The sequence below is a fragment of the Roseimaritima multifibrata genome, assembly GCF_007741495.1.
Classification (GTDB): Bacteria; Planctomycetota; Planctomycetia; order Pirellulales; family Pirellulaceae; genus Roseimaritima; species Roseimaritima multifibrata.
On sequence record NZ_CP036262.1, the window covers coordinates 1,335,971 to 1,353,276 of the forward strand.

A 17,306-nucleotide genomic window follows, 5' to 3' on the forward strand; every position below is an offset into this window, starting at 1 on the left:
GAAACTTATAGGTGACGATTTCAACCCTGCCCATCGGAGTCTGAGTGCAGTGCTTTTAGCCCAGCGGGCGGTAGATATAGAAGTTGCGAGTGTGGCAGGGAGAGAAGGCCCCGTGCCAGCTTGCCTAGCAGGAAGCCAATATTTGAAATTTGATTAATAGAGTTCCGTTTCCGGGCTCGCCCCGGCGGGCTTGCAACTGGCAGCGTCTCTCTTGTGCGATCGAAATGCGGTTCTCCGCCAGCCCCGAATCGCCTAGGCGATTCGGGGCTGGCGGAGAGGGATCGAGTGGGGGGAGGCATTCAGGTAGCTGCCAGTTGTTGTACCGACCGGGACAAGCCCGGCGGAAACAAACAAGAGCAGCAGAACGGAAATCGTCACTTATAAATCGCACGTCCCTCCGGGCTACGTGTTCACTCGGCCCCATGCATCCTCTGGGCTCAAGTGTTTGTCATCGGCCAAACTAGGATTCGGTGCGCCCGCGCCAAGCAATTCGCTTTCCGGTTAGGCTGGTGAAGAACGCTATCCACTGCAGGATGATAAATAGCAAAATGCCGACCGGATGCAGTACGCAACCGAGCCACGATTGCTGGAAGCGAAGAGTGTTGCAGCAGCGTGGTAACCAGCCCCACGCAATTGCAATGGTGGCGATGATCCCGGTATACCAATTCGCAGAATAGCACGCGAAACCGACTGCGATCCACGGCAGTGTGTTGGCGCCAAATAACAGCAGGCTGCAAGGGAGAATCAGTCTTGCGTTTGCGATCCCCTCGTCGGCATTTTTCAGCAAACCTTTGATGACTTCTCCTGCGTTTCGATACATCCGGCAGGTTGCCAAACCATTTCCGTCAAGAACGTCGGTCTTCAATCCTTGCTGCCGAAAGGCTCGTGGTAGCTTTAGTCCGTCGTGCCGCGATTGGCGAATGGCGGCGTGAGTACCGGCACGCTGATAAGAAGCCTGGTTCGCAAGGAACAATTGCCCGCAACCTGCCGCAAGCGACGGTGCCGTCGTGCTACGCATGCTCCGTAAATTGAGAAAGGAAAGCAGGATCACGTGCATTAGCGGAATCAGCATCTTCTCCAGTAACGTTCCGGTTTCTTGGCGAGGAAACGCACTTAGGAGATCGGTTTTATTGGTCTGAGCATAAGCGACCAGCCTTGCCAACGCAGACGGATGCAAGCGGACATCGGCGTCCAGGAAAACCAACCATGGATGGCTTGCCTGCTGCGAAAGTTGCCAGCAGGCATGCTGCTTGCCGTTCCAGCCTTTCGGTAATGGTGGGCTGCCGATCAGCCGCAGTGAATGATGTTCTGCCGCGATCTTCTCTACAATCTCTGCCGTGTTGTCCTCGGAGTGATCGTCCAGCACGATCACTTCCAGTTCAATGTTTTCACTAGCCAAAACGGAAGCCAGGCAAGCTTCGATTCCACTCGCTTCATTGCGGGCAGGAATCAGGACCGACAATTTGGCGGCGGTGTTTGTGTCCGCTAGCGCTGGCGGAGCAAAGTACTGGCGATAGTTTGCCAGGTAAATCGTCAGTGGAATCGCGCTAAATCCCAAAGCCAGCAGGGCAAGCGTGATCGCCATCATTGGAATTTGTCCCCGTGCTGTGTGGGGAGCGGAGTCCCCTGAATCCAGCTCCGCAGACGCCGGAATCCATCGTACACTTTGCCCGCCCCTTTCCCGCCTTGAAGCAGCGGTTGAAAGGAAGAGGCATCGCGTGCGATCGCTCGCGCGGCAAGGGATTGTTGAAGCGTTCGCATGCGGTCTTGCAAAACGTCCTGCCATTCCGCTTTGCTTAGCGATTCGGATAGATCGAGCGGAGTTCCGAACTGGAGCAGGCATTCGGGAAGCCGCTCTTCCCAAAAAGGCAGTTCCATCGCCAGAGGCAGCACATAGCCACTACTTTGGTGCGCGCACAGATGAGCCAAACCAGGTGAATAGTTATTCGATTGATCCCGCACGTCCGTAAAACGACCTTCGGGAGTCATCCATAGCGACGTCCCGGAGGATTGTAGGATTTGGGAACTTGTCTGCAAAAAAGCGGCTCGTCCCGATGTCGTTTTCGCGTCGACACCAAAGAATCCTAGCTTGGCAAAAACCTTGTACTGTTGGAGTGCCGTGGCATCGATGGGGGCGTAGAACTGACGCTCGGGAAAGCGGTTTTCGCATAAAAAATGAGCGATCAACGGATCCCACCAACTGGGATGATTGACGTAAACAATCAACGATGCGTCGGAAGGGATTTCCGAGTTCCGCAAAGAATCTCGCTCTACCGCGATTGCGTGGAAATTCTTTTTCAACATGGAACGCACGAACCGGCGGAAGCCGCGCTGTAGCCATTGCGAAACGGCAGGGGGCTGCAGTTCCGTGTGGCGATTGGTTTCCTCGGATCGGCGATGTCGCTCCAAAATTAAACTCGTGTAAGTAGATGAATCGCAAAAGAAGCGTTTGAAAAGTGTGGAACCGGCCGTGTAGCCAAGCAGTCCTCAGACCGCCGCATGCACGACTTCGTCTGCCACTTTCCTGCCCTCGCGTGAGGTTGCCAGTTTGGTTCATTGCAGACGGTTACGTGAGCGGTATCTTCTGGCCCTCAAATTGGTTAAGCAAGGGCTCCCTTATGCACGTCTTGGTCTAGCGAATCGGCCGCAATCCAGCCACTCATTAGAACCATCGGCATGCCGGGGCCCGGATGGGCGGCGCCCCCGGCCAAGTAAAGGCCGCGGATCTCTTTACGGCGATTCCCAGGTTTGAACGCCCCAGTGTATTTTCCGTGGCTGGCCAAACCGTAGATCGCTCCGTTCAGGACTCGGTAGCGGTCGTGAATGTCTTGCGGCGTCAGAGCGGATTCATAAACGATCGAATCGCGAATCCCTTTCATCTCGGCGGTTTGTTCCAGTTTGTCTAGGATCTTCTCTCGGTAGGCTGGCAACATTTTCTTCCAGTCCTGTCCCGGACGTAAGTAGGGTGTGTGGACCAGCACGTAAAGGGCTTCACCGCCCTCCGGTGCGACGGACGGTTCACTGATCGCCGGAGCACAAACATACGCGCTCAGGTCGTCCGCCGGTTCACCCTTTTCGTAGATCGATTCGAATTCGACTTCGGCGTCCTGACTAAAGATAAAGTTGTGGTGCAATAGCTGTTCGTAGCGGCGGTTTAAGCCAAGGTATAGGACCACGCCACTGCAAGCCGGTTCGAACTTCGATTCGGACTGGAATGGCCGGCCGGAGGTTCCTCCTATCAGTTCGCGATAGGTCCGTACTGCATCGCAGTTGCTAACGACGGCGTCACACGGCACGTGCTCGCCGGTGGTGGTCGTGATGCCTTGGACCGCGCCTTGTTGTACATCAATTTTCTTGACATCCACTTCGGTGCGAAATTGCACGCCCAGTTGGATTGCCAGTTGGTGCAGTGCCATCGGGACCGCTCGGGTGCCCCCGACGGGATACCAGATTCCCTCATCGGTTTGCATGTGGGCGATTCCACACAGCACCGCGGGAGACTGATCGGGTGCGGAGCCCACGTACTGGGTGAAGTGGTCCATCATCTGGGCGACACGTTCATCGGAAACATGTTTTCGCACGACCTGGGCGACGCTCTGTCCCATTTTCAGGCTTAGCACGTCCTTCAGTACGGCAGCGGAGAACGCGCCTCCAATCTGCATGGTGTCCGAAAGTCCGCCAACGCTTCGCCAGAAGAAGAATCGGTCCGATACCCCGTGCAGGCCTTTCGACATTTCGATGAACTTTGCGTAGCCCTGTGCCGAGCCATCGTCGCCAGAGAAACGGGTGATGTTCTGCTGCATTTCGGCGACATTAGAAACCAGGTCCAGGACCGCAGCGGGCTGTTTGTCGGTGGCGTCAAAAAAACAACGCCATTGAGGATCCAGCGGAAGCAAATCCAAATAGTCCTCCCAGGGAACTCCGGCTTCCTCAAAGACTTTTTTCAAAACGCTGGGTAACGTCAGGATGGTGGGGCCCATATCAAACCGAAAGCCCTCCGCCTTCAGTTCGGCGGCCTTGCCTCCGATCCACTCATTTTTTTCGAGGACGGTAACTCGATGACCACGGGCTGCCAGCGTGCATGCGCTGCTTAGGCCAGCCAGACCGCTGCCGATGACAACCACTTCGGCGACGTTGGAGGTTGATGAATTGATATTGTTTAGACTCATGTCGATTCCCTCGAATTAGGGCCTCTATCAAGACGGGCTGGATGGATCACAAAGACTTCAATAAACCGTGCGAATCAATTAGCGATGGCGCTGTTCAGGCCTGCGTCTGAAGACCTTGCCTAGCATTTTAGGGAACAGGCAATAGGGAGGGCGGACACGTTGCATAATGACGTGACGGACGAAGGCCACGCCTGTTCCTGTGGCGTTATCCGTTTGCCTGCGGTGTCTCGGTAACCAGCGTCGGTTCAACGGTGCTTTTCTGTGGAGGAAAGAAAAAGGTCGCTGCAGTGACTCCTATCATTCCTATAAAACCACCACCAAGGATTAGGATCGCGACGATCGCGATTGGAACGGCAAACGCTTCGGGGGATTCACTTGGATCGACCACCACACCAACGACGGCGAGAACATTATTGATCATGTGTGCAATCATCGCCGGGATAATGGAACCGCTTCGATAGGCCAGCCATCCCATCCATAATCCGATCGGGAAGACGCCGATTGCATGTACCGGGTCGAGATGAAAAATAGCGAAAATTGTAGACGCGACCAGGATCCCGATCGTGGGGCCCCAGCGTCGATTTAGTCGAGTCTGGATGTATCCGCGAAAGAGGAATTCCTCACAGATTGCCGGCATCCCACCGATCATCAATGCCAGCGGAATCAGGAAACCGGAACGCCCCAGTTCGCGGAACATTTTCGTCATTTCCTTTAGGGCTTCGCTTTCCTCCAAAAACATTCCTGCCCCGATGGAGGCCACCAGTCCGACAAGTGGTGTGGCCAATGCGGCCGCCAACCAGCCCCACCAAGGCCAATTACCACGGACGAGCCTCAGGCGTTGTCGAAAGCCACGAGGGGATAGCAGGGATGCCACTACGGCAGGGACAACCAAGGCGATTTGCGGCAGGACAACTGTCAGCGTAAAAGCCCATCGCGAATCTTTGATCGCCCCCATCGCTTTGATCGCTTCGGCTTGGGTTGTTGCCACGCTGCCGGTAGCGATCCACTGGCCTGCCAGGATTGCGATCCCCGTGCCCATGATGAACGTCAGGATGGAGGCTAGGACGACCAGAATGACCGGCCAGATTCGCGGAGCGGCTTCCGGGGCGACCGTGGTGGTCGCCTCGTCCGAGAGCCCTGTGGAAACAGGCTGGTAGGCGAATGCGGATGAGACCTCGTCGGGTGCCGGGTCGATGGGGTCTTGCATGTCGTTTATGTCTAAAGTCCCATGGTTTGGTCTAGGCCGAACATGCAATTCATGTTCTGAACCGCGGCTCCGCTGGCCCCTTTGGTCACGTTGTCGATGGCACAGCAGAGGACCACTCGACCACCCGCATCAAATGCACCCATGTGGACGTGATTCGTCCCGCTAACGTGTTTGGTTGCCGGAGGAGCATCGACAATATGCACAAACGGGGCATCGGCATAGGTCTCGTTCCACATCTGTTTCACTTTGGCGGCCGTCAGGCCAGGTCCTTGAACATAAATGGTCGCCAAGATCCCACGGTCCATCGGGGTTAAATGAGGAGTAAAGAGGATGTCGGCTTGGACCCCCGTAAACCGTTCGAGCACATCGACCATTTCAGGCTGATGGCGATGGCTGCCAATCGCATACGCCGTAATCGATTCGTTCGCTTCACAGTAAAGGTTGACTAGCTTTGGCGTCCGCCCTGCTCCACTGACTCCGCTTTTCGCATCCACAATGATGTTAGCATCGATGGCCTTTGCCTGTAGCAGCGGTGCCAATGGCAAGATCGCCGACGTCGGGTAGCAGCCGGGATTCGCCACCAGGTCCGCCCCTTTGATTTGATCTTCAAACAGTTCCGGTAGGCCGTAGGCGACCTGCCCGAGCAATTCGGGCCAAGGGTGTTTGGTGGCATACCACTCTTCGTAAACCGAAACCTCGCGGAGTCGAAAATCGGCACTCAGGTCGATCACCCGCAAACCGACTTCGCGAAGGGAGCGAACCGATTCAGCGGAAGCGGCGTGCGGCAAACAGCAAAAGGCAACGTCGCACTGCTGGGCTAAAACAGCGGGGTCAGCCAAAGAGAGGGGCAGGTCGATCGATCCACGAAGCGCAGGATGCACCTCGACGATTGATTTCCCTTCGTCGCCGCGACTGGTAACCGCTGTTACTTCCGCTTGGGGATGCCCTTGGATCAAACGAATCGCTTCGAACGCGGTATAGCCAGTAGCCCCGATAATTCCAACACGGATCATGGTCAACAGATGGTTTGCGATAAAAGGTGAACCGATCAAAAAACTAGAATGACGCCGGATGGGAGCAGGCGTTTCTTCGTGGTCAATCTTACCAGAGTGAACAAGATCCGTTAACGGCGGGCAACGAAAAGCAGCCGTTGCCGCTTCGGCAGGGGACGGGCCGTGCATGCCGGGGAACCGTGACCGATTTTAGACCTCTGGCACGTGCGATTTCGCCGTGCGGCTGGATTTGCCTGCTGGGCCGATGCAGCCGTCGCGGGGCCGACCGGCTGCCATCTGCTTTCTAGGCATAACGGCGCGAACCGTCCGGTAATGACATAGAAAACACAATGAATTTGCCGGTCGGCTTGCGCCGATCCGCTAGGAAATCCGGTCGCAGGTGGCAAGGTGGATGGCATTGCCGACCGGCTGCTGAAAGCCTGGTTTGAAAGCCTCTTCGCAGCCGGCAAGGGAAGTGGATTGTCTCACATCCGCTGTTCCACGCAGGTTACAATGGTTCCTCTTCTCTTTCTCTATCCGCACGATTTCTCGATCCAGGATGTGTCTTTCACAATGAACCGGAATACCCCGTTTGCAGTCGTATTGTTTGCAGTCATAGGGATGGGCTTGTTCAGCACGCCAGCGCAGCTGCAAGGCGCCGCACTGGAAGTCCAGACCGGAGACCAGATTTGTTTGGTCGGAAATGCCCTTGGTGAACGGATGCAGCACCAGAATTTCTGGGAAACGCTCCTTTATCAACGGTTCCCCGATAAGCAGCTGGCGGTGAGGAATCTCTGTTTCCCTGGCGATGAACCGTATACACGGATTCGCTCGAAGAATTTCGGCGATCCGAATGCTCATCTGACTCACAGTAAAGCTTCCGTCGTCCTCTTTTTCTTCGGGTACAACGAATCCTTCGCGGGGGAGGAGGGGCTGCAGGCATTTGCCGATGATCTGCTGCAATTGGTAGAAGAGACGCAGACGCAAAAATATGACGGGAAACAGGCCCCACGGATTGTTCTTGTTTCGCCCATTGCATTCGAGAATGTTGGCGATCCGAATCTTCCCGATGGAGTCGCTCACAATCAAAGGCTGGCTGCTTATTCGGCCGCGATGGAAGAGGTCGCGAAGGAAACCGGAGTAGGGTTCGTCGATTTGTTTACGCCGACGCTGGCTCTTTTCGAAGAAAGCGATGAACGACTGACGCTTAACGGATGCCATTTAAACGAAGCGGGCTATCGTGCCTTGGCTCCGATTCTTGATGCGGGGCTGTTTGGCGATGGTGGGCCACAGCAGATCGACGAATCACTGCGCCAGGTCGTCGACGGTAAGAGCTTCCACTGGTGGCACCGCTATCGTGCCGTCAATGGTTTTTCCATCTACGGTGACCGCGGCAAAGCCGGTTTCGATGGAACCTACCGAAATGTCGATGTGATGGAACGTGAGCGGGCGATCCTTGATCAGATGACTGCGAACCGTGATCAAAGAATTTGGGCGGTTGCGCAAGGGATGAAAGTGGTGGGGGAGATCGATGACAGTAATACGCTTCCCTTTATCAATCCAAAAACCAATGTGGGCATTCCAAACGACCCGAACGCCAAGCGGGGCAAGCTGGGAACGTTGCAGTACCTCTCGGGAGAAGAGCAGCAGAAACTGTTCAAGCTGCCTCCTGGGTACGAGATCAATCTCTTTGCATCGGAAGAAGATTTTCCAGAACTGGCGAATCCAGTTGCCCTGAACTTTGATAACTCGGGGCGGTTGTGGGTCGCCACGATGGAGTCTTATCCGCACTGGAAACCAAAGACGAAATTGAATGACAAGATTTTGGTTTTCAATGATGCCGATGGCGATGGGAAAGCGGATGACTGTCAGGTTTTTGCAGACGGGCTGCATCAGCCGACCGGTTTTGAAATTGGACGTGGAGGAGCCTACATCGCTCAGCAACCCGATATCCTGTACGCCAAAGATACCGATGGAGACGGAAAAGCCGACCACATCGACCGGCGATTGATCGGGTTCGATTCCGCGGACTCTCATCACGGTATCGCTGCGTTTACCTGGGGACCTGGCGGCAAATTGTTCTTTCAAGAAGGGACGTTTAAATTCTCGCAGGTAGAAAGCCCCTATGGTTTGACTCGAATGAGTGAAGCAGGCGTCTGGCGGTATGACCCGCGTACCGAGAAATTCGGGGCATACATTAATTTCGCGTTCGCGAATCCTTGGGGCCACGTCTTTGATCGCTGGGGCCAAGATTTTATCGCGGACGCATCGCCAGGCTTCACCTACTGGGCGGCTCCGATATCCGGAAAGATCGACTATCCAGCCAAGCACCCTGGTGGTTCGCAGCATCGTCGCATTGCCGCACTGACTGGCGGAGACCCGAAGTACAGTCACCGCACCTTATATGAGAAGCGGATCCGTCCTTCGGCGGGCTGTGAAATCGTTAGCAGTCGACACTTCCCTGATGACGTTCAAGGCGATTTTTTGCTATGCAACGTGATCGGTGAACGAGCCATTCTTAGCCATTCGATTGCCGAGGTCGATTCCGGGTTTGTCGGTACCGAAGTTCCCTCCTTGGTTCGCTGTGAGGATGGGAACTTCCGCCCTATCGATCTTCAGTTTGGGCCGGATGGAGCACTCTATATTGTGGACTGGCACAACGCACTGATCGGTCACCTGCAGCACAATCTCCGTGATCCCAGTCGTGACCACAGCCACGGTCGCATTTGGCGAGTCACCTATCCGGAGCGTCCGCTGCTGAAACCGGAGCCGATTGCGGGAGCTTCGCTGGATAGTCTGTTGACGCAATTGAAATCTCCCGAACATCGCACTCGTTATCGTGTGCGTCGCGAACTTGCCGAGCGAGATTCGGCGGAAGTGGTTGCCGCGCTGGATGCTTGGGTTCCAACTCTTGAGGGAGATTCCGAACAGGTAGAACACGATCGCTTGGAGGCATTGTGGGCTTACCAAACACAGAATCACATCGACGCTGCGTTGTTGGCCCAACTGCTTGCTTCGAAAGATCATCGAGTTCGCGCAGCGGCCGTTCGAGTCCTTGTCAGTTGGCGAGATTCGGTCGATGAACCGCTTGCACAGCTGCAGGCTTTGGTGGGCGATTCGCATCCAAGAGTTCGTTTGGAAGCGGTGCGTGGCCTCAGTTTCTTTGCTGGCGATGAGGCAATCGAAGCGACTCTTGGAGTTTTAGAATATGACATGGATGATTACCTGCAGTACACGCTTGATGAAACGATGCGTGTGCTGGAGTAGTTTCGCCCGCTGAGTGGTAAATCAGTGACGTGGTGCAGGCGGTTGGCTTGCACCGCGCAATCATCAACTTTGACGAAGAGACCTCCGATCGATGGTAATGCGACCGATTTTTCAGGCAGTGGTTCTGGCAGCCAGCGGTGCTGCTGCAACGTTTCTTTGCGGGCAGATCCTGTCAGCACAGGAACACGCGCACGGTGCCCATGCGCATGGTGCACACGCGGGGCATGGTTCGGCAGCCGAGGGTAAAGAGCCGATGGAACGGCCGACCATTTTTCTTGATAAAAGTCCTCGTGTTGTCGCCTATCAATTGAAACGACTGGATAATACGCGGTTGCTGCTTGTTGAGCGGTTTGATACCGATGTGAAATATGCACCGATCTATTTGGCGATTTTGACGCGTGCGGGAATGTCGCCTCAGTATCGTGAAGAGGCTGTCGCGGCGCTTGCAAAACTAAACCAAAGCGATGCGGTAGACGTTTTATTGAGTGCTCTTGCTGAGGTGGATGATTCGGATCGCCAGACACGCCGCACCGCTGACCAGCTGTCCAGGTTGTTGCTTGCTCTGCCCGCGAATGTTTTGGCGGAGCACGCGGATGATTTGGCGGCGGCTGCCGCGGAAGAAGCAGCCGTGGTTCGCAAGGCTGGCTTCGCGGGGTTGGTCGTTGCCGGCGAGCAAGATCGTGCGGCTGCGATTGCGGACGCAGACAGCGACGCGATGGTCGATTTTCTCCTCTCGGTTCCTCTTGTTCCGAAAACGAATGACCGGAATGGGATGCGGTCGTTGGTGATTGCACAGGTTTCTCACTCGGATCCTGCGGTCCAGCGAGCTGCGATCCGGGCGATTGGTGCGATCACGGCGGGTAGGCAGCAAACGTTCAAGCAATTGGCACCGTTGTTCACCGATGCGGATGTGCGGGATTCGGTGGTGCAGACTCTGCTGACGATTCCCGCGGATCAAAGGGACCCGCAAACGGGCGCCAAACTGTTGGCCGATTTGGCTCAATTCGCTGAACAGACCCCCGCGGCAAAGCGGACCGAAGATTTTTTCATCGATGCCATGCAATTGGCGGTTGAGTCGCTAGCCTCGGTTTCACCGGAACAGTCTCGGATTTATCGCGATCGATTGCGAGCGGTCGCCGTTCGTGCGGTCAGGATCCGGACGGTGGAAGAGGAGATGCGGTACGACACGCCTTACTTCGCCGTCGAAGCGGGACGACCTGTGCAAGTGGTTCTCGATAACGAAGACCTGATGCCGCACAATTTTGTGCTGACGGTTCCCGGGGCCTTGAAAGAGGTCGCTCAATTGGGACTGAAGGTCGGGCCCGATGGTGGCTTAGACGGTAAACAGTATGTCCCTGAATCCGAATTGGTTTTGCATGCGACCGATATGGTTCCCGCCGGGACGCAGGTTCGATTGACCTTTGATGCGCCTGCAGAGCCGGGCGAGTATCCCTACGTTTGTACGTTTCCGCAGCATTGGCAAAGAATGTATGGGGTGATGATCGTTGTCGAGGATCTGGATGAGTGGCTGCGAAACCCGGTACCGCCAACCGATCCGATTGGTAGCAATCGCAGTTTTGTTCAAAGTTGGCAAGTCAGTGATCTTGCCGATTCTCTTGAGGATGGGATGCGCGGACGTTCTCCTGAAATCGGCATGCGGATTTTTAAAGAAGCTTCCTGTGCCAACTGTCACCAAGTGGGCGGGCAAGGCGGAGCCGTGGGGCCCGCTTTGGACGATGTCTTTGGGCGATGGAAAGGGGATGCAAAAGCCGTCCTGCAAGAGATCTTAGAGCCATCGCATCGGATCGATGCGAAGTATGCAATGCACGTTGTCCTGACGCTGGAGGGAAAGACGATCTCAGGATTAATCGTCGAGGAAAACAAGGACGAAGTCCTCTTGTTGGAAAATCCCGAGGCACTCAAGCCAACGGTTATCTCCCAGGATGATATCGAAGAAATCGTGAAGACCTCAACTTCAATGATGCCCAAGGCATTGTTGGATCAATACACGCAAGACGAAGTGCTAGAGCTGATGGCTTACTTGAAAGGCTTAGCCGAGAAGAAGCCAGCGGAATGATCGGTTGAATCGGGGACTTGCACCTGAGTCGCGGTTCATTGGCAGATTGCGGCAATGCCATCTGCGGGCCAGTTTCCTAACGGAACGGCGCGAACCGTCCGGCAATCGCATAGAAAACTGAATGGATTTGCCGGACGGCTCGCGCCGTTCCGCTAAGAAAGTCGAGGGCATTGAGCGAAATCCCCTCGAGCGGGATCGTTTGGCGTTTAACCCATCAGTTGCTTGAGGATGGGGAATTTTTGCAGGATTTGGTCAATCACTTCGGCTCCAGCTTTCTCCTTCAGGAAGGCGATGATGGTCGCTACGAAGTCGCCTACTTTGTCCGCTTCGATTCCCGATTCGCTTAGGGCAGCTCCCACTTCCAGGCTTTGTCCAGCCGAGCCACCCAGCATCCCGCTGGCCATTCCTGCCATCTTGCCTAGCAGACCACCACTCTCGGCAGGCGAGGTTCCCTCGGCGGCGGCTTCGGCGGCTCCGGGGATTTTGTCGGCAAGCTGCGAAAAGGCTCCGTCGCCAGCATTTTCCTTGATCAATCCCATCACTTTGTTGACCGCGATGCGTGCGGTTGCAGGATCGATTCCAAGTTTTGCTGCCAATTGGTTGATCAGTTCGTCCACGATAAGGCCTTGCCTGAGTTTTGAAGAGAAGAGAAGGTCGCTGCGTCCTTAATTCTACTGTTGCCCCGTGGGCCAGTCGACCAATTCACCGAAGTTTGGAAGCGGCAAACAAAAAAGCGGTCGCCATGTTCCCCCTACTTGCCAGAAAGGCCCTCTTTTGACATCGTATTTAGCAGTATCACAGCCGGATTATTCCAGAATCGGTTCGATTTCGTTGCAAAGCCTGCATGCGTTTTGCTGGCGGAACCGCAAACAGATTGTATTTTCTGATCCAGGCTAGGCCTTCGCACTCCTTCTTGAACCCTCAATAAGCTTCGCCGAATCGCGAAAGTGGAATCACCATGGCAACCCGGCGTCGTGCCCGAGAAATCGTTCTCCAGCTGTTGTATGAAGCGGACCTTAATCCCGGCCGCGAACCTGAAAGCTCCTATGCATTCGTGAAGTCTCGTATGCAGGGACGGAAAGGATTGTCGGATTACTCTGTGGGTTTGTTGTCAGGAACCCTTGAGCACCGCGAGGCGATTGACGCACGCATTTCCGAATTGACCACGAACTGGTCGCTATCGCGAATGCCCATTACCGATCGTAATATTCTTCGGTTGGGAGCCTACGAAATCCTTTATGGCGGAACGCCAGGGTCGGTTGCCATTACCGAAGCAATCGCGTTGGCAAGTCGCTATGGCGACAAGAATAGCCCGCGATTCGTGAACGGCATCCTCGATAAAGTTTTCAAAGGAAAAGAGTAAGGCCGTCCGGTAAATCGGATGTATTCTCTTAGCGGAACGGCGCGAAATTCTTAGCGGAACGGCGCGAGCCGTCCGGCCGAGGTTTGGCTGCGCGTCACGCACTTACGCGGCGGCTGAGAAAACCTTTTGCCAGATTCCAAAGCAGCTGGCATTGGGTAGTGGCGAGGGGCCGGAGGGCTCGCGCCCTGCCGCTAAGAATTCTCCTAGTCGGCCGAGGTTTGGCTACGCGTCACGCACTTGCGCGGCGGCTGAGAAAACCTTTTGCCAGATTCCAAAGTAGGTGGCATTGGGTAGTGGCGAGGGGCCGGAGGGCTCGCGCCCTGCCGCTAAGAATTCTCCTCGTCGGCCGAGGTTTGGCTACGCGTTACGTACTTGCGCGGCGGCTGAGAAAACCTTTTGCCAGATTCCAAAGTAGCTGGCATTGGGTAGTGGCGAGGGGCCGGAGGACTCGCGCCCTGCCGCTAAAAATTCTCCTAGTCGGCCGAGGTTTGGCTACGCGTCACGTACTTGCGCGGCGGCTGAGAAAACCTTTTGCCAGATTCCAAAGTAGCTGGCGTTGGGTAGTGGCGAGGGGCCGGAGGGGCTCGCGCCCTGCCGCTAAGAATTCTCCTCGTCGGCCGAGGTTTCGATGCAAGCCCGACCGTCCTCCCGGTTGGGAGGACGGGGCTTTGAAGTGGATCGCTATTAAGCGAGTGGCTTGACTTCCCAGCCTTTGCGGTACTCTTTGCTGATGAACTGGTCCGCTTCAGGGCAGTTCGTAGCTTTCAGGTTCTTGGCGTCCCAGTCCAGTTGCTTGCCGGTCCGGTAAGCGACGTTTCCTAGCAAGACGGTTTCGGACAATGCACCTGAATAATCGAAGTTGCAGGTCGTTGGGGTGCCGTCTTTGCAAGCCTTGATCCACTCAGCGTGGTGTCCGATTGATTTAGCAATCGTTTGTTTTGGAGGCTGGAAGTCGGCAAACTTCTCGCGTGGGAACAGGCGGTAGTTGCTGTATCCAGCGTACATTTTGCCTTCGGTACCAACAAACATGACACCGCTGCCTGGAACGCGTTCGCCAGCAACCTCTTTCGGGGTCTGGTTGCCGTCGTACCAAGTCAGGTCCAATGCAGGAGCGTCGCCCCGTTTAGGGAACTTGTATTTGACGGTCAAGCCGAGTGGGCAGGTTTCGTCATGGACGGCTGGGCCTTCAGCTTCGACGGAAGTTGGGTGCCGAAGGTTGAGTGCCCAGAACGGGAGGTCCATGTAATGGCAGCCCATGTCACCAAGGGTTCCTTGGCCGAATTCCCACCAACGACGCCACTGGGCTGGGTGATAGCGACCAGCTGCGTATGGACGTTCTTGGGCAGGTCCAAGCCATAGGTCCCAGCTCAGGTGCTCGGGGACTGGATCCGCTTTGGTTGGCAATTCGCCGCCGCCCCAGCCTTTGCCGACCCAGACGTGAACTTCCTTGATGTCGCCTAAAACGCCAGCCTGGACGATCTCGACGACTCGGCGATAGTTGTCGCCCGCGTGAATCTGGGTTCCCAGTTGAGTGGCAACGCCCTTTGCTGCTGCGGCTTCGGAGATGATCCGAGCTTCTTCAACGGTGTGCGTTAGGGGTTTTTCGCAGTAGCAGTGCAAGCCTGCAGCGATGCCTCGTAGCGAAGCTGGTGCGTGATGATGGTCCGTCGTGCCGATCACAATCGCGTCTGCCGTGTCGGCTTCGGCGGCGATCATTTCGCGATAGTCAGCGTAAAGTTTTGCGTTGGGGAACTGAGCCGAAGCACGATCGAGGTAATTACGGTCGACGTCGCAGAGGGCAACGATGTCTTCGCCTTGGACGCCTGCAACGTCAGCGGCGGCACGGTTTGCCGTTCCAACGCAAAGGATCTTCAGCTTCTGGTTGGCCGACGTTGAATCCTGGGCCCCAACTTCGCTCCATACACCGGTCGCTAAAGCCGCAGCTCCGGTCGCTTTAAGGAAGCCACGACGGGCGATTGGTTTCTTGGGTGTGGAGTGGTTGGCTGACTTCATATTTAATATTCCAAATCAAAGGTAGGGCAATAGGTGGGAGCTTCTAGCAGTAGTAGATAATAATAGCTGATCCGGCAGGCTAAAAGCAAGTAAAATGCTCAGATACCTTAAGAGAACCCGCCGGTGACAGGTTTGTTTTTCCTAGCAGAGGGGGGCGGGTCGTCGCCGCGGCCGGAGTGAGCGAGGGAAGGGATTGTCCTGGTGGGCAAATCGGATGCGACGCATGTCCATTAGTATGGTTACAGGTCGCCTTCTGGATGGGGGGCGGTGGTTCGTTATTGTTGCGCCGGTCGTGGCAAGTTCGGTGGAAATCGCGGGCGCTATTTGTAGGCGCGCAATCGCATCACCAACCGAACTGCAGGTCTCGTGAATGAATTGTTACGCGGTTCTTTCGGCGATTCGTAGCTTCGCGCTTCTTGCCCGCGGGTTTTGGTTCGTCTCTCGTTCCGACGGCCTGAGCGGTTTGGGCGTGATGATTTGCAGCATGCCGTTTTCTCGGAATGCGTGTTTTACAATCCTGTCTTCCAGCGAGTGGAAACTGATCACCGCAATGCGGCCACCTGGATTCAGCCAGTTTGCCGCTTCCCCCAATGCTTTGGTAAGGATGTCCAGTTCATCGTTCACGGCGATGCGTAACGCTTGGAACGTTCGGGTCGCAGGGTCGATGTCGTGGTTTTTCGAACGAGGGACACATCGCCGGACTAGTTCTGCCAGTTCGGTCGTTGTTTCTACGGGAGTGCGTTGCTGGCGTTTTTCGACAATCCGTCTCGCGATGCGGCGGCTGAATCGCTCTTCGCCAAACTGGTAGATGACGTTGGCGATTTGCTGTTCGGATAAGCGGCGCAGCAGTTGGCTGGCCGGTTCGCCCGACGAGGTGTCGAATCTCAGGTCTAGAGGAGCATCAACGGAGAATGCGAAGCCGCGGTTCCGGTCGGCCAATTGGTCGCTGGAAAGACCAAGGTCAAGCAGGAGGCCGTCGACCCCCTCCAGCGATTCGGCCGCCAGGGCGCGGGCTGCTTGGTGGTAGCTGGCACAGTAAACCGTCATGCACTTTGCCGCATCCGGATTGTCGGCGGCCAGTTGGTCAATCGCTTCCTGGGATTTGTCGACCGCACCTTCGTCGCGGTCCAGCCCAATCACCAACCCTCCAGGGGATACCCGAGCGGCTAGCAGCGACGAATGGCCACCGCCGCCGAAAGTTCCATCGATAAACTTTTTGCCCGGTGCTGGCTGGAGTCCTTCAAGGACTTCTTCCGGCATTACCGGAATATGGATGGTTGGTAAAGACAACGGAAATCAACCAATCCCGGATGGGTTGAAGTAGTTGGGCGCGTTCCCGTCGATCCACTTGATGTTGCACCCAATGCTCGGTTTTTGAGTGTCGGGAGCGTCCTTGTCTTGGAGGAGCGATTCAATCGCGGCTCGCAAGTCGGCGCCATCGGGATCGATTCCCTGTCCTGGTCGAGAATTGTCAAGTTGGCCGCGATAGAACAATTCGCGGTTTGCGTCGAACAGAAAGAAATCGGGCGTGCAGGCAGCTGAGTAGGCCTTGGCAACTTCTTGAGTTTCGTCGTACAGGTAAGGGAAGTTGTACCCTCGCGATGCCTTTTCGGCCGCCATCTTCTCGAAGCTGTCGTCCGGGTGGGAGCTGACGTCGTTGCTGCTGATCCCAACGACCGAGATCCCACGATCTGCATAATCATCTGCCAGTCGCTTCAGTTCGTCAGCGACATGAATGACATACGGGCAGTGGTTGCACATGAAAACAACCAGTAGACCCTTCGAGTCTTTAAAGTCAGCCAATTGGACGGTCCGTCCCTCTTCCCCTGCGCTCGGCAGTGAGAAATCGGGAGCTTTCGTTCCTAGGGGCATCATCATGCTGGCAGTACGAACCATGGGTTCCTCCTTTTCAAGGGCGTTGCTTCACAAAGGTCTCTGCTGTCTCGTTCATCGTAACGCAGACAGGGGGAGTGTGGAAAAGGGGGGGAGGTCGAAGAGCAGCATTTGGCGGGGCGGTCATCCTGCATCGTTTGGGGCTCCGTGGAGTTTTCGATCGTGGGAGGCCTCGCAGGGTTAATCGCGAAGATCGGCTCTTTCTGGCTGGGTGGGCCGGTGGGGTTCACGTAGGGGATTCGGCGTGATTGAATTTTTCCGAGAGGCTGGGCCTTTGCTGGCAAGCGAATCACCCGAGTAATTGAAAGAAAACCGGAATTCCAGT

The 17,306-nt window shown here is 55.7% G+C and carries 12 protein-coding genes; 3 read left to right on the top strand and 9 right to left on the bottom strand.

All coding sequences use genetic code 11. From position 1 onward, the window contains the following. Nucleotides 1-460: 460 nt before the first annotated feature. The 5 genes from FF011L_RS05060 to argC form a co-directional block, all read right to left on the bottom strand. Complete coding sequence (locus tag FF011L_RS05060; protein WP_246109752.1) at nt 461-1,588, bottom strand: glycosyltransferase family 2 protein; 1,128 nt, start codon at nt 1,586-1,588, stop codon at nt 461-463. Then, a complete protein-coding gene (locus tag FF011L_RS05065; RefSeq protein ID WP_145350601.1) occupies nt 1,585-2,304 on the bottom strand; it encodes a lysophospholipid acyltransferase family protein in 720 nt (239 codons plus the stop codon). The genes FF011L_RS05060 and FF011L_RS05065 overlap by 4 nt, the downstream gene beginning before the upstream one ends. Nucleotides 2,305-2,600: 296 nt before the next feature. Next, nucleotides 2,601-4,169, bottom strand: coding sequence for a phytoene desaturase family protein (locus tag FF011L_RS05070; protein WP_145350602.1), 1,569 nt, complete (start codon nt 4,167-4,169; stop codon nt 2,601-2,603). A 205-nt stretch (nt 4,170-4,374) separates the two neighbouring features. Then, a complete protein-coding gene (locus FF011L_RS05075; protein WP_145350603.1) occupies nt 4,375-5,376 on the bottom strand; it encodes a CPBP family intramembrane glutamic endopeptidase in 1,002 nt (333 codons plus the stop codon). An 11-nt stretch (nt 5,377-5,387) separates the two neighbouring features. Further along, on the bottom strand, nt 5,388-6,389 hold the full coding sequence (gene argC / locus FF011L_RS05080) for an N-acetyl-gamma-glutamyl-phosphate reductase (protein ID WP_145354999.1): 1,002 nt from the start codon (nt 6,387-6,389) through the stop codon (nt 5,388-5,390). 552 nt (nt 6,390-6,941) lie between these two features. On the opposite strand from argC, the gene FF011L_RS05085 reads away from it, so the two are divergent. Both FF011L_RS05085 and FF011L_RS05090 read left to right on the top strand, forming a co-directional pair. Continuing rightward, the gene (locus FF011L_RS05085) at nt 6,942-9,635 is read left to right on the top strand and encodes a PVC-type heme-binding CxxCH protein (protein WP_145350604.1); all 2,694 of its coding nucleotides are present in this window, start codon (nt 6,942-6,944) and stop codon (nt 9,633-9,635) included. A 97-nt stretch (nt 9,636-9,732) separates the two neighbouring features. After that, a complete protein-coding gene (locus tag FF011L_RS05090; protein ID WP_218933025.1) occupies nt 9,733-11,712 on the top strand; it encodes a c-type cytochrome in 1,980 nt (659 codons plus the stop codon). A gap of 206 nt (nt 11,713-11,918) precedes the next feature. Here FF011L_RS05090 and FF011L_RS05095 read toward each other — a convergent pair whose 3' ends face one another. Continuing rightward, entirely contained in the window at nt 11,919-12,329 is a 411-nt protein-coding gene (locus FF011L_RS05095; protein WP_145350606.1) for a DUF2780 domain-containing protein, read from the bottom strand. 341 nt (nt 12,330-12,670) lie between these two features. On the opposite strand from FF011L_RS05095, the gene nusB reads away from it, so the two are divergent. Beyond that, nucleotides 12,671-13,075: a transcription antitermination factor NusB gene (gene nusB, locus FF011L_RS05100; protein WP_145350607.1), complete on the top strand. Its 405-nt coding sequence runs from the start codon at nt 12,671-12,673 to the stop codon at nt 13,073-13,075. A gap of 684 nt (nt 13,076-13,759) precedes the next feature. On the opposite strand, the gene FF011L_RS05105 is transcribed toward nusB, so the two are convergent. From FF011L_RS05105 to FF011L_RS05115, 3 genes are all read right to left on the bottom strand, one after another. Further along, nucleotides 13,760-15,088: a Gfo/Idh/MocA family protein gene (locus tag FF011L_RS05105; protein ID WP_145350608.1), complete on the bottom strand. Its 1,329-nt coding sequence runs from the start codon at nt 15,086-15,088 to the stop codon at nt 13,760-13,762. Between the two features lie 378 nt (nt 15,089-15,466). Continuing rightward, complete coding sequence (gene rsmH, locus FF011L_RS05110) at nt 15,467-16,378, bottom strand: 16S rRNA (cytosine(1402)-N(4))-methyltransferase RsmH (protein WP_246109753.1); 912 nt, start codon at nt 16,376-16,378, stop codon at nt 15,467-15,469. 6 nt (nt 16,379-16,384) lie between these two features. Beyond that, complete coding sequence (locus FF011L_RS05115; protein WP_145350609.1) at nt 16,385-16,984, bottom strand: thioredoxin family protein; 600 nt, start codon at nt 16,982-16,984, stop codon at nt 16,385-16,387. Between the last annotated feature and the right edge of the window lie 322 nt (nt 16,985-17,306).

What these genes read in the sequence shown, in the direction of transcription:
- FF011L_RS05075 (WP_145350603.1), bottom strand. Translation starts at nt 5,376, where the DNA reads ATGCAAGACCCCATCGACCCGGCACCCGACGAGGTCTCATCCGCATTC.
- FF011L_RS05085 (WP_145350604.1), top strand. Translation starts at nt 6,942, where the DNA reads ATGAACCGGAATACCCCGTTTGCAGTCGTATTGTTTGCAGTCATAGGG.
- nusB (WP_145350607.1), top strand. Translation starts at nt 12,671, where the DNA reads ATGGCAACCCGGCGTCGTGCCCGAGAAATCGTTCTCCAGCTGTTGTAT.
- argC (WP_145354999.1), bottom strand. Translation starts at nt 6,389, where the DNA reads ATGATCCGTGTTGGAATTATCGGGGCTACTGGCTATACCGCGTTCGAA.
- FF011L_RS05070 (WP_145350602.1), bottom strand. Translation starts at nt 4,169, where the DNA reads ATGAGTCTAAACAATATCAATTCATCAACCTCCAACGTCGCCGAAGTG.
- FF011L_RS05060 (WP_246109752.1), bottom strand. Translation starts at nt 1,588, where the DNA reads ATGATGGCGATCACGCTTGCCCTGCTGGCTTTGGGATTTAGCGCGATT.
- FF011L_RS05065 (WP_145350601.1), bottom strand. Translation starts at nt 2,304, where the DNA reads ATGTTGAAAAAGAATTTCCACGCAATCGCGGTAGAGCGAGATTCTTTG.
- FF011L_RS05115 (WP_145350609.1), bottom strand. Translation starts at nt 16,984, where the DNA reads ATGGTTCGTACTGCCAGCATGATGATGCCCCTAGGAACGAAAGCTCCC.
- FF011L_RS05105 (WP_145350608.1), bottom strand. Translation starts at nt 15,088, where the DNA reads ATGAAGTCAGCCAACCACTCCACACCCAAGAAACCAATCGCCCGTCGT.
- FF011L_RS05090 (WP_218933025.1), top strand. Translation starts at nt 9,733, where the DNA reads ATGCGACCGATTTTTCAGGCAGTGGTTCTGGCAGCCAGCGGTGCTGCT.